Raw genomic sequence first — 11925 nt, 5'->3', positions numbered from 1 at the left:
TGTTCATGGCCGGTTCATCGAGCGCCCAGTGCGCGGTGCCCAGTGGTAGACCACGCGCTCGCGGCCGTTGGACGGATGCCGGTCGACCACGCCGCGCTCCAGTCCGTAGCGCTCGTAGAAACGTTGCGCCGCAATGTTGGCCGTGGCGACGTGCAGCCTCCAGCCTGTCGGCATGCGCACGCATGCTTCACCGAGCAGCGACTGGCCCAGCCCTTCGCGTTGCAGGTGCGGCTCGATGAACAGTTGCGCCACATAGTTGCGCTGCGTAAGCACCATCATGAAGCCGATGATCTGTTCGTCGCGCTCGGCGAGCAGCACATCGGCCGGCGGCACGAACTCGGCCTGTACGCGAGACAGCCAAAGCCCGATCGGCGCCACCGTCTTTTCGCCACGCTGTGCCGAGATCCACGCGCGCCGCCAGATGCCGGCGAGCACTGCGTTTTCACCCGGTGCGTAGTCGCGCGGTCGAAGACGGAGCGTGGGTGTCTCTGAGGTGGACATGGGTGACGTCAGAGCAAATCGGCTCAGGCCCGCAAGCTGCGTGCGTGGTGCGCGAGGTGGTCTTCGATGAAGCTTTGAATGAAGTAGTAGCCATGGTCGTAGCCTTCGTGGCGGCGCAGGTCGAGCGGCTGCCCGGCATCGGCGCATGCGGCTTCGAACAGGTGCGGATGCAATTGATCAGTCAGGAATTTGTCTGCCAGGCCCTGGTCGATCAGGATGCCGTCCGGGTACGGCGCTTTCTCTTTTGCGCCGGCCAACGCTTCCATCAGCTCGGTAGCGTCGTGCGAAGACCATGTCTCGCGGCTGCTGCCGAGATAGCCTGTGAAAGCCTTTTCGCCCCATGGGCAACGGCTCGGCGCGCAGATCGGTGCCAGCGCCGACAGCGACTTGAACACGCCCGGATGCCGCAATGCCAGCGTGAGTGCGCCATGGCCGCCCATCGAGTGGCCGAAGATGCCGATGCGCTCGCCGTCGATCGGCTGCGTCAGGGTGATGAGTGGAAGCAGCTCGTTGATGAGGTAGCTCTCCATGCGCCAGTGCGTCGACCAAGGTGCTTCGGTTGCATCGAGATAGAAGCCGGCGCCCACGCCGAAGTCCCAGCTTGCACTATCACCTTCGACGTTGGCGCCACGCGGGCTGGTGTCGGGCGCGATCAATGCGATGCCGAGTTCGGCTGCCATGCGCTGCGCGCCGGCCTTGACCATGAATGTTTCTTCATTGCAGGTGAGGCCGGCGAGGTACATCACCGCGGGCACCTTGCCGTGGTTCGAATGCGGCGGCAGGAAGATCGAGAAACGCATCGCCAAGCCGATTTCTGTCGATGCGTGTTCATAGAAGCGCTGTGTGCCGCCGAAGCAGCGGTGTTCGGACAGGTTGCGCAGCGCTGAAGCAGAGTGGGTCGAGTCGTTCATGAATGGAGGTTGGGCGTCAGTTCGAGTACCGCATCGGCGAATAAGCGCGGCACTTCTTGCGGCATGTTGTGGCCGACGCCCGGCACCAAGCGGTGTGAGCGCTGCCCGGTAAATTTGGCGGCGTGCGCCGAGGCATCGGCGGGCTCACGCACGCCATCGTCGATGCCGTCGAAGGTGATGGTCGGCACCGCGATCGGAGGCTGCGCTGCGAGTTGGCGTTCGATGTAGTCGTAAGCCGGATCGCCCGGCACCAGGCCGAAGCGATGCCGATACGAGTGGACCACGACGTCGATGAAATCAGGATGGTCGAACGCGGCCGCGCTGCGCTCGAAGGTCGCATCGTCGAAGGTCCAGGTCGGCGACCAGAGCTTCCACAACAGCCGCGTGATGCCGCGGCGGTCTTTTTCAAGCCCGGCACGACCGCGCTCGTTGTGAAAGTAGTACTGGTACCAATACCGATGTTCGTTCTCCGCTTTCTCAGGCTCCATGCCTTTGGCAATGTTCTGGATGTTGTAGCTGTTGAAGGAGACGAGGCCGGCGCAACGCTCAGGCCACAGCGCCGCGACGACGCACGCAGCGCGGCCGCCCCAGTCGTAGCCAGCGAGCACGGCGCGTGGAACGTGCAACGCGTTCATCAGCGCCAGCAGGTCGGCGCCTAACGCGGCTTGCTCACCCGATCGCGGTGTCGCCGCATCGAGAAAACGCGTGGCGCCGTAGCCGCGCAGGTACGGAACGATCACGCGGCAACCTGCGTCGGCCAGCAACGGTGCGACCTCGGCGTAAGTGTGAATGTCGTACGGAAAGCCGTGCATCAGGAACACCGGCGGTCCGTCGGCAGGGCCGGTTTCGAAGTAGGCGATGTCGAGTACTCCGGCCTCGATGTGCTTCAACGGATGCATGGGTCGGGCCACAGGGTTATTTCCGTTTTTGTCGCGGCGGGGTGCCAGTTGTCTTTCCAAGCGGACACATGGGTGAGCTAGTACAGAACCACACCCCGAATCGACTCCCCGCTCTTCATCAACTCGAAGCCCTTGTTGATGTCTTCGAGCGGCATGGTGTGAGTGATCAGGTCATCGATGTTGATCTTGTTCTCCATGTACCAGTCGACGATCTTCGGCACGTCTGTCCGTCCACGCGCGCCGCCGAAGGCAGAGCCTTCCCACTTGCGCCCGGTGACCAGCTGGAACGGCCGCGTGCTGATCTCGGCGCCCGCTTCGGCCACGCCGATGATGATGCTGCGACCCCAGCCTTTGTGCGTGCACTCGAGCGCCTGACGCATCACCTTGGTGTTGCCGATGCACTCGAAGCTGTAGTCCGCGCCGCCGTCGGTCAGCTGAACGATGGCGTCGACGATGTTGCCGCCGGCCGCTTCGACGTCTTTCGGGTTCAGAAAGTGAGTCATGCCGAACTTGCGAGCCATCGCCTCGCGCTCCGGGTTCAGGTCGACGCCGATGATCTTGTCGGCGCCCACCATCCTTGCGCCCTGAATCACGTTCAGGCCGATGCCGCCCAAGCCGAACACGACGACATTGGCGCCAGCTTCCACCTTGGCCGTGAAGATCACCGCGCCGATGCCGGTGGTCACGCCGCAGCCGATGTAGCAGACCTTGTCGAACGGCGCGTCTTCGCGGATCTTCGCCAACGAAATCTCAGGCACGACCGTGTAGTTGCTGAAGGTCGAGGTGCCCATGTAGTGAAAGATCGGCTTGCCGTCCATGCTGAAGCGGCTCGTCGCATCGGGCATCAGGCCCTTGCCCTGCGTGGTGCGGATCTGCTGGCACAGGTTGGTCTTGCGCGACAGGCAGAACTTGCAGTGGCGGCACTCGGGCGTGTAGAGCGGGATGACGTGATCACCCTTTTTGAGCGTGGTCACGCCGGGGCCGACGTCGACCACGATGCCCGCGCCTTCATGGCCGAGGATTGCCGGGAAGATGCCTTCCGGGTCGGCACCCGACAGCGTGTAGTAGTCGGTGTGGCAGATGCCGGTGGCCTTGATCTCGACCAGCACTTCGCCGAATTTCGGGCCGTCGAGGTCGACGGTTTCGATGGTGAGCGGGGCTCCGGATTTCCAGGCGACGGCGGCTTTGGTTTTCATGTCAGAAGAAGAGAAGTGATCGAGATTGAGGAAGGAATTCGTGCGGATGCGATGAGGCAGCCGGTCACTATAAGATGCCCGCGACCGGAGCTGCATCCCATGAAAAAAATCCTCGTTTTGAACGGCCCCAATCTCAACTTGCTGGGCACGCGAGAGCCCGCGCAATATGGCTATGAAACGCTCGCCGATGTCGAGCGCATGTGCAAGGAAACGGGCGACAAGCTCGGCGTGGCGGTCGAGTGCCGCCAGTCCAATCACGAGGGCCAGCTGATCGACTGGATTCACGAGGCCGGCCGCGAGATTTCTGCTGGCGACATGATCGGCGTGGTGATGAATCCGGGTGCTTACACGCACACATCGATCGCGCTGCACGATGCCATCAAGGGCGCGAACGTGACCTTGATCGAGCTGCATATTTCGAACGTGCATGCGCGCGAGGAATTTCGCCATCACTCCTATATTTCACCGGCCGCCCGCGGGATCATCGTGGGGCTGGGCGTGAAAGGGTATCCCTTGGCGATCGAGGCGTTGGTCCGGCTGAACAGTTGAGCGATCGAACCGTCGACACATTTAGAAACTTTTGTATCTGCTTGTGGCAAAGTGCACATGCGTTTTGAGAGAGGGCTGGCACCATCGAGTTTGAATTCGGAAACATTCCGGGACAAATTGATGACAACCCTATCCGACCGTGCATTGCTCGAACGCGCCCTGATCGCCATCGAAGAAGTATTGGCACGTGTAGACGGTGGGCCCGACGCGCTCCGCCCGGCATCCACTGCCGCCCAGCAAGCACTGACCATCTGCCTGACAGCCGCTGCAAATTTGGTCGACGCCGGCCAGACGCTGCTGCGCTCACCCGAAGACGATTCGTCCGATCAGCTCACCCAGGAGTGGCGGGTACTGATCTCGCACGTCAAGACCGCCAGCCGCTCGGCGCATCAGGCAGCGTTGGTGTTGTCTGCTGAGAAGAACCTGTCGTCCGCCCAAAGCGGCGGTGTTTTTATCGAAACTCCGCGCATCTGCCAGGTGGCGCACTGAATGGGCGTGACCTGTCCCGCATGCGGGACTGAAAACCGTTCGGTCGCGAAATTCTGCATCGAGTGCATCGAATCGCTGCCGACGGTTTTTGCGGCGACTGAAATATTGCCGCATATGCCGCACGCTGCGCATCGCGGCACGTTCCTTAGGGAGCCTGACATTCGCGCCGACACTGCGCTGCCTCGGGCTTCCGGGTTTGTTGCAGCGACCGGTGCGATATCAGCCACGCCGGCCGCCTCCGCCACCTCCGCCACCTCAGCCAACGCATCAGCGTCGCAGACACCTCCACTGTCGAGCGGTCCGCGACGCACCGTCGAAGGACGCAAGGGCCTGTGGGTCAGCGTGGCGGCCTTCGCGATCGCGCTCGTCATCGGCGCCGCCGGCTGGCTGGTCGCCGGTGCGGGTGGGTTGTACATCTACGCGTTCGGGCATTCGGGCGTGGGCGGAGAACCAGAGGTTGCGGTAGCGACTGCGCCGGTTGTGCCGCTGGCTCCGATGACTCCGTTGTCTCCGTTGTCTCCGTTCAACCCCTTGACTCAGACGGAGCCAACGACCGCAACTCCTTCCGCTCAGGTCGTACCTCCGACCTCCGCTGTCGGTGCCGCTTCGGGCAACCGCGCAACATCCAGATCAGCAGTGACCACGACGCCGCCAGCCACAGCGGTTGCGCCCGCGGCGACCCGCACACCAGCCAAGGCGTCCGTGTCATTGACAGCGCCGGGCAGTCGGGCAGCCACCGCAACCGCGGCAACCGACCCTAAGGCGCAGTGCACCGGCCTGGGTTTTTTTGCAGCATCGAGGTGCATGGCAGCGCAATGTGCGAAGGCCGAGCACAGCGCGCACCCGGCCTGTACAGCGGTGCTTCAGCAACAACGTCTGATGGAAGAGAAGCGCAACCCGACGATGGCGAACTGAGCGGTCCGCCTGCGGGCTTCTTTTCAGGTCTGGCGAGGCGCGACGGCTTTCCAGCTGCGGCTCACTTTGCCCTGGCCGTCGACGCTCTCCAACTGGACGTCGAAACCCCACAGCCGCGCGACGTGCTTGAGCACTTCTTCGGCTCCGTCGTTCAGCGGCAAGCCATTGCGCTGCGTGTGGCGCAGGGTCAGTGACCGGTCGCCGCGGGTGTTCACGTTCCAGACCTGGATGTCCGGCTCGCGGCAGCTGATGTCGTACTGCCGCGCCAACGACTCACGCAGCGCTTGGTAGCCGCTGTCGTCGTGGATCGCGGCGACCTCGAGCTCGCTGTCTTTCTCATGATCGCGAATCGCGAAGAGACGAAAGTCGCGCATCACCTTCGGGCTCAAGAACTGGCCGATGAAGCTCTCGTCCTTGAAGTTGCGCATCGCATAGTCGAGCGTCTTGACCCAGTCGCTGCCCGCGATGTCGGGGAACCAGCGACGGTCTTCTTCGGTCGGCTTCTCGCAGATGCGCCGCAGGTCTGTAAACATCGCGAAGCCGAGTGCATACGGGTTGATCCCGCTGTACGCACGGTGTCCGACCGGCGGTTGGTAGATCACGCCGGTGTGCGAACTCAGCCACTCGATCATGAACCCGTCGGCCAGCAAGCCGCGGTCGTACATGGTGTTGAGCAGGGTGTAGTGCCAGAAGGTGGCCCAGCCCTCGTTCATCACCTGGGTCTGACGCTGCGGATAGAAATACTGCGCAACCTTGCGAACGATGCGCACGACCTCGCGTTGCCATGGTTCCAGCAGCGCCGCGTTTTTCTCGATGAAGTACAGCAGATTTTCTTGCGGCTCGTCCGGGAAGCGCTTGGCGGCCGCCGCCTCCGCGGCCTGGCCTTCACGGCGCGGCAGCGTGCGCCACAGGTCGTTGATCTGCTGCTGCATGTGCTGCTCGCGCTCGGCGCGCTGCAGGCTCTCTTGCGCGAGCGAACGGCGCTGCGGGCGGCGATAACGATCCACACCGTAGTTCATCAGCGCATGGCAAGAGTCGAGCAGCTCTTCGACCGAGTCGACGCCATGACGCTGCTCGCATTCGGCGATGTAGTGCCGCGCGTAGACAAGGTAGTCGATGATGGACGACGCGTCGGTCCACATCCGGAAGAGGTAGTTGCCCTTGAAGAAGCTGTTGTGTCCATATGCCGCGTGCGCGATCACCAGGGCTTGCATCGCCATGGTGTTCTCTTCCATGAGATAGGCAATGCACGGGTCGGAGTTGATGACGATTTCGTACGCCAGCCCCATGTGGCCGCGGCGGTAGTTCTTCTCGGTGAGGATGAACTGCTTGCCGTACGACCAGTGCCGGTAGAGCATCGGCATGCCGACGCTGGAGTAGGCGTCCATCATCTGCTCTGAACTGATCACCTCGAGCTGGTTGGGGTACACGTCGAGCCCGTAGCCTCGCGCCGTGCGCGCGATCTCGGTGTGATAGAGCTCGATGAGCTCGAAGGTCCAGTCAGAAGGGCTCGGCAGCGGCTGGTCCGCGCGTTCGAGGTTGGGCTCGATCAGCAGGTCGGTCATCTGGCGATTCCTTCCTTCTTGAACAGTTCGCGAAAGACGGGATAGATGTCTTGCGCGTCAGCCACTTTGCGCATCGCGAAGTTGGGCCGCATGCCTTGCAGCTGCGTGTACTCCTGCCACAGGTTCTGCTCGGCCTGTGCCACTTGCACGTAGGCGTAGTAGCGCACCATCGGCAAGATCTTTTCGTCGAGCAATTGGCGGCAGCGCCCACTGTCCTGATGCCAGTTGTCGCCATCGCTTGCCTGCGCGCCATAGATATTCCACTCGCCGCTCGGGTAGCGCGCCCGAATGATTTCGTCCATCAGCACCAAAGCGCTCGATACGACCGTACCGCCCGTTTCGGTCGCATGAAAGAACTCGTCCTCGGACACTTCTTCGGCCTGCGTGTGATGCCGCAAAAAGACCAGATCAATCTTTTCGTAATGCCGGGTCAGGAACAAATAGAGCAGCATGAAGAAGCGCTTGGACATGTCCTTGCGCGATTCGTCCATCGAGCCCGAAACGTCCATCAAACAAAACATGACCGCTTTGGCACTCGGCACCGGCGTCTTTACGCGATTGCGGTAACGCAGGTCGATCGGGTCGATGTACGGCACATGACGCGCGGTACGGCGCAGCTCTTCGATTTGCGCTTCGGTTTCTTCGATCTCTTTTTGCACCAGGGACGGTACCGCGTGCGGATGCGCCCGCAACGCCAACAAGTGCGCTTCGAGCCGGCGCAACTCTTTGCGTGGCTCGCCACCGAGCGCGATGCGGCGGGCGAGGGCGCCGCGCATGGAGCGCACGACATGCAGGTTGGTCGGTGAGCCGTCGCTGGTAAAGCCGGCGCGATGGCTCTTCCACTCCGGCACTTCGGCAATTTGCGTTCGGATCAGGTGCGGCAACGCCAGGTCTTCGAAGAATGCGTGCATGAATTCTTCGCGGGTAAGGCGGAACACGAAGTCGTCTTCGCCTTCGCCGCCGTCGCCCGCTTCACCGCTCCCACTGCCGCCGCCCGATTGGCCCGGCGGCCGCTTGATGCGATCACCCTTCAGGTACTCCTGATTGCCGGGGTGTACGTATTCGCGGTTGCCGCCTGGCGCATGCCCGAAGGCCGGCTCGGACACGTCGCGACGCGGCAGGGTGACGTCTTCACCCTGCGCAAGATCGCGGATGTTTCGGCCACTGACCGCCTTGCGCACGGCCTCCTGGATTTGCCCGCGATAACGCCGAAGGAAGCGCTCGCGATTGCCGATCGACTTGTTCTTTCCCGACAAACGCCGATCGATGATCTGCTGCAGGATGGCCACTGTTTCGCAACTCCTTGTGCGGTGAAATCGGGGACTCTAGGAACTCTTGCGTACCCTTAAATACCATTCGCACAGCAGCCGGACCTGCTTCGCGGTGTATCCCTTGGCCACCATGCGATCGACGAAGTCCTCGTGCTTCTTCTGCTCGTCTGCACTGCTCTTGGTGTTGAAGCTGATAACGGGCAAGAGTTCTTCGGTGTTGGAGAACATCTTCTTCTCGATGACCGCGCGCAGCTTTTCATAGCTGGTCCATGCCGGATTGCGCCCTGCATTGCCGGCCCGTGCACGCAGCACGAAGTTGACGATCTCGTTGCGGAAATCTTTCGGGTTGCCGATGCCGGCCGGCCGCTCGATCTTCTCGAGCTCGCCGTTGAGCGACGCACGATCGAACACTTCGCCCGTGTCGACGTCGCGGTACTCCTGGTCCTGAATCCAGTAGTCGGCGTAAGTCACGTAGCGGTCGAAGATGTTTTGCCCGTACTCGCTGTAGCTCTCGAGGTACGCCGTCTGGATTTCCTTGCCGATGAACTCGGCATAGCGCGGTGCCAACAGCTCCTTGATATAGCTGATGTACTTTTGCTCGACCTCGGGTGCGAACTGTTCGCGCTCGATCTGTTGCTCCAGCACATACATCAAGTGCACCGGGTTGGCCGCGACTTCGGTGCTGTCGAAATTGAAGACCTTGGAGATGATCTTGAAGGCGAAACGTGTCGACACGCCACTCATGCCTTCGTCGACGCCGGCGTAGTCGCGGTACTCCTGCAACGACTTGGCCTTGGGATCGGTGTCCTTCAGGTTGTCGCCGTCGTAGATCTGCATCTTGCTGAAGATGCTGGAGTTCTCGGGCTCTTTCAAGCGCGTGAGCACCGACAGCTGCGCCATCATTCGAAGCGTGCCGGGCGCGCAGGGCGCCGCAGCCAGCGACGAGTTGCGCACGAGCTTTTCGTAGATCTTGATTTCTTCGGAGGCGCGCAGGCAGTAGGGCACCTTGACGATGTAGATCCGGTCGAGAAAAGCCTCGTTGTTCTTGTTGTTGCGGAAGGCCTTCCACTCGCTCTCGTTGCTGTGCGCCAGCACGATGCCGTCGAACGGAATAGCGCCGAAACCTTCAGTGCCCTTGAAGTTGCCTTCTTGCGTCGCGGTGAGCAGCGGATGCAGCACCTTGATGGGCGCCTTGAACATTTCCACGAACTCGAGCAGGCCCTGGTTGGCCAGGCACAGGCCGCCTGAATACGCGTACGCATCGGTGTCGTCCTGCGCGAATGTTTCGAGCTTGCGGATGTCTACCTTGCCCACCAATGACGAGATGTCCTGGTTGTTTTCGTCGCCTGGCTCGGTCTTGGCAACAGCCACTTGCCTCAGCACCGATGGGTACCGCTTGACCACCTTGAACTTACGGATGTCGCCACCGAATTCTTCGAGGCGCTTCACAGCCCATGGCGACAGGATGCGGTTCAGGTAGCGGCGCGGAATGCCGTATTCTTTTTCGAGGATCTCGCCGTCTTCGGCTGCATCGAAAAGGCCGAGCGGGGTCTCGTTGACTGGCGAGCCTTGAATGGCATAGAACGGCACGTGCTCCATGAGCTGCTTGAGCCGCTCTGCGATGGAACTCTTGCCGCCGCCAACGGGGCCGAGCAGGTACAGGATCTGCTTCTTTTCTTCGAGCCCTTGTGCGGCATGGCGGAAGTACGACACCACCTGCTCGATGGCCTCCTCCATGCCGTAGAACTCTTTGAAAGCCGGGTATATCTTCAGAACCTTGTTGGCAAAGATCCGCGACAGACGCGAGTCATTTCGCGTGTCGACCATCTCGGGCTCGCCGATCGCCTTGAGCATCCGCTCTGCGGCGGTGGCATACGCAACAGGCTCGCGTTTGCATATGTCGAGGTAGTCCGATAGCGAAAGGACTTCCTCGCGTGTGCGTTCGTAGCGGGCGGCATAACTGCTGATCACATCCATAGAACACCTCCATCGAGTGAGCGAAAACACTGCACGGACTTACCGTACTGCACATAACGCGTCAATCGGGCTACCGGTGGTCCGAAATGCGGGGCTGCGCAGAAAAAACTTCGTCGCCAAATCCGTTCAATTAGCTTAAAGCAAAGAGCGCGCCTGCAGTAGGCGGCCTTCGCAGACACCCTTTTTAAGAAGGTACTGTGTTGTGAAAAGTTCCTCGTTGGCGCAGGAGAGCGTCTCTGAAACGAGACAGCCTAGTTTGCTATGAGCACATAAAAAAAGCGGCCTCTGGGGCCGCTTGCTTCCGCTCGATTAACTAAAGAACTCCTTTGCCTTGTCGATCCAGCCCTTGTCTGTCGGGCTGTGCTTGTCGCCTCCGTTTTTGAGCGACTCGTCGAGCTCCTTGAGCAACTTGCGCTGGTGCTCGGTGAGCTTGACCGGCGTCTCGACACGCACATGGCAGTACAAGTCCCCCGGGTAACTGGAACGCACGCCCTTGATGCCCTTGCCGCGCAGCCGAAACTGCTTGCCGCTTTGCGTGCCGTCGGGGATGTCGATGGCGGCTGCACCCTTCAAGGTCGGCACCTTGATCTCGCCGCCGAGCGCTGCCGTGGTCACCGCAACGGGCACGACGCAATGCAGGTCATCGCCATCGCGTTCGAAGAGCTCGTGCTTCTTCAAGCGGATCTCGATGTACAGGTCACCTGGCGGACCGCCGTTGGTGCCGGGTTCGCCGTTGCCGGTACTGCGGATGCGCATGCCGTCATCGATCCCTGAAGGGATCTTGACCTCGAGCGTCTTGTTGTTCTTGATCTTGCCCTGGCCATGGCACACCGCACAGGGTTCCGGGATGAGCTTGCCCGTGCCGTGGCAGGTCGGGCAGGTTTGCTGCACGCTGAAAAAGCCTTGCCGCATCTGCACCGCGCCTGCTCCATGGCAGGTTGTGCACACGATCGGCTTGGTGCCGGCCTTGGCGCCGCTGCCATGGCAAGTGCCGCACTCGTCCCAGCTCGGGATGCGGATCTGGGCTTCCTTGCCTTCGGCTGCTTCTTCGAGAGTGACTTCCATGGCGTAGCTCAAGTCACCGCCGCGGAATACCTGGCGCCCGCCACTGGTGCGCCCACGCGCACCACCGAAGACGTCGCCAAAGATGTCGCCAAAGGCCTCTGCGAAGCCGCCGAAGCCTTCTGCGCCGGGACCGCCGCGCATGTTGGGGTCGACGCCGGCAAAACCATGCTGGTCGTAGGCCGCGCGCTTCTGGCTGTCCGACAGCATTTCGTAGGCTTCCTTGACCTCCTTGAACTTGTCCTCGGCGGCCTTGGTGGTGTCGCCGTGATTTCGGTCAGGGTGGTGCTTCATCGCAAGCTTGCGATAAGACTTCTTGATTTCTTCCTCGCTGGCATTCTTGGGAACGCCGAGGGTTTCGTAGTAGTCGCGTTTGGTGGCCATGGGCGGAGTTCGCAGGGTTCGCGGGTTCGGTCGGTGCAGGCGGCTTGAAGCGGAAAAGGCTGGACCACCCGCAAAGGTGATCCAGCCCGGTTTCCGCGCAGATCAGGGCAACAAGATCAGCCCTTCTTCACTTCCTTGACTTCGGCGTCGACGACGTTGTCGTCGGCCGGCGCGCTTGCCGCTTGCGGGCCAGCCGCTGCGCCGCC

11 protein-coding genes are annotated in these 11925 nt (G+C 61.6%); 3 read left to right on the top strand and 8 right to left on the bottom strand.

Annotated features, from left to right (window positions below; genetic code table 11):
* Positions 1-3: 3 nt before the first annotated feature.
* The 4 genes from QN397_RS19155 to QN397_RS19140 all read right to left on the bottom strand — a co-directional run bounded on the left by QN397_RS19155 (position 4) and on the right by QN397_RS19140 (position 3507).
* A complete protein-coding gene (locus QN397_RS19155; protein ID WP_323497336.1) occupies positions 4-501 on the bottom strand; it encodes a GNAT family N-acetyltransferase in 498 nt (165 codons plus the stop codon).
* 23 nt (positions 502-524) lie between these two features.
* The gene (fghA, locus tag QN397_RS19150; RefSeq protein ID WP_323497335.1) at positions 525-1412 is read right to left on the bottom strand and encodes an S-formylglutathione hydrolase; all 888 of its coding nucleotides are present in this window, start codon (positions 1410-1412) and stop codon (positions 525-527) included.
* Entirely contained in the window at positions 1409-2311 is a 903-nt protein-coding gene (locus QN397_RS19145) for an alpha/beta hydrolase (RefSeq protein ID WP_323497440.1), read from the bottom strand. Before QN397_RS19145 ends, fghA begins: the two co-directional genes overlap by 4 nt.
* A 77-nt stretch (positions 2312-2388) precedes the next feature.
* A complete protein-coding gene (locus tag QN397_RS19140) occupies positions 2389-3507 on the bottom strand; it encodes an S-(hydroxymethyl)glutathione dehydrogenase/class III alcohol dehydrogenase (protein WP_323497334.1) in 1119 nt (372 codons plus the stop codon).
* Between the two features lie 99 nt (positions 3508-3606).
* Here QN397_RS19140 and aroQ point away from each other — a divergent pair, with 99 nt between their 5' ends.
* From aroQ to QN397_RS19125, 3 genes are all read left to right on the top strand, one after another.
* Positions 3607-4056 carry a type II 3-dehydroquinate dehydratase gene (gene aroQ, locus QN397_RS19135; RefSeq protein WP_323497333.1) on the top strand — a complete coding sequence of 150 codons (450 nt, stop codon included), beginning with the start codon at positions 3607-3609 and terminating at the stop codon, positions 4054-4056.
* A gap of 120 nt (positions 4057-4176) precedes the next feature.
* On the top strand, positions 4177-4545 hold the full coding sequence (locus QN397_RS19130) for a hypothetical protein (RefSeq protein ID WP_323497332.1): 369 nt from the start codon (positions 4177-4179) through the stop codon (positions 4543-4545).
* Between the two features lie 114 nt (positions 4546-4659).
* On the top strand, positions 4660-5460 hold the full coding sequence (locus tag QN397_RS19125) for a hypothetical protein (protein WP_323497331.1): 801 nt from the start codon (positions 4660-4662) through the stop codon (positions 5458-5460).
* A gap of 23 nt (positions 5461-5483) precedes the next feature.
* Here QN397_RS19125 and QN397_RS19120 read toward each other — a convergent pair whose 3' ends face one another.
* The 4 genes from QN397_RS19120 to dnaJ form a co-directional block, all read right to left on the bottom strand.
* Positions 5484-7025, bottom strand: a complete 1542-nt coding sequence (locus QN397_RS19120) for a SpoVR family protein (RefSeq protein WP_323497330.1) — start codon at positions 7023-7025, stop codon at positions 5484-5486.
* Positions 7022-8314, bottom strand: coding sequence for a YeaH/YhbH family protein (locus QN397_RS19115; protein WP_323497329.1), 1293 nt, complete (start codon positions 8312-8314; stop codon positions 7022-7024). The genes QN397_RS19120 and QN397_RS19115 overlap by 4 nt, the downstream gene beginning before the upstream one ends.
* Positions 8315-8350: 36 nt before the next feature.
* Complete coding sequence (locus QN397_RS19110; RefSeq protein ID WP_323497328.1) at positions 8351-10273, bottom strand: PrkA family serine protein kinase; 1923 nt, start codon at positions 10271-10273, stop codon at positions 8351-8353.
* Between the two features lie 309 nt (positions 10274-10582).
* Positions 10583-11719 (bottom strand): molecular chaperone DnaJ, encoded by a 1137-nt coding sequence (gene dnaJ / locus QN397_RS19105; RefSeq protein ID WP_323497327.1) that lies wholly within the window; start codon positions 11717-11719, stop codon positions 10583-10585.
* Positions 11720-11925: the final 206 nt, after the last annotated feature.

Source organism: Variovorax sp. RTB1 (genome assembly GCF_035018765.1).
Classification (GTDB): Bacteria; Pseudomonadota; Gammaproteobacteria; order Burkholderiales; family Burkholderiaceae_C; genus Variovorax.
The sequence above is the reverse complement of the archived record's forward strand: the minus strand, read 5'-3'. Positions and strand labels throughout refer to the sequence as shown.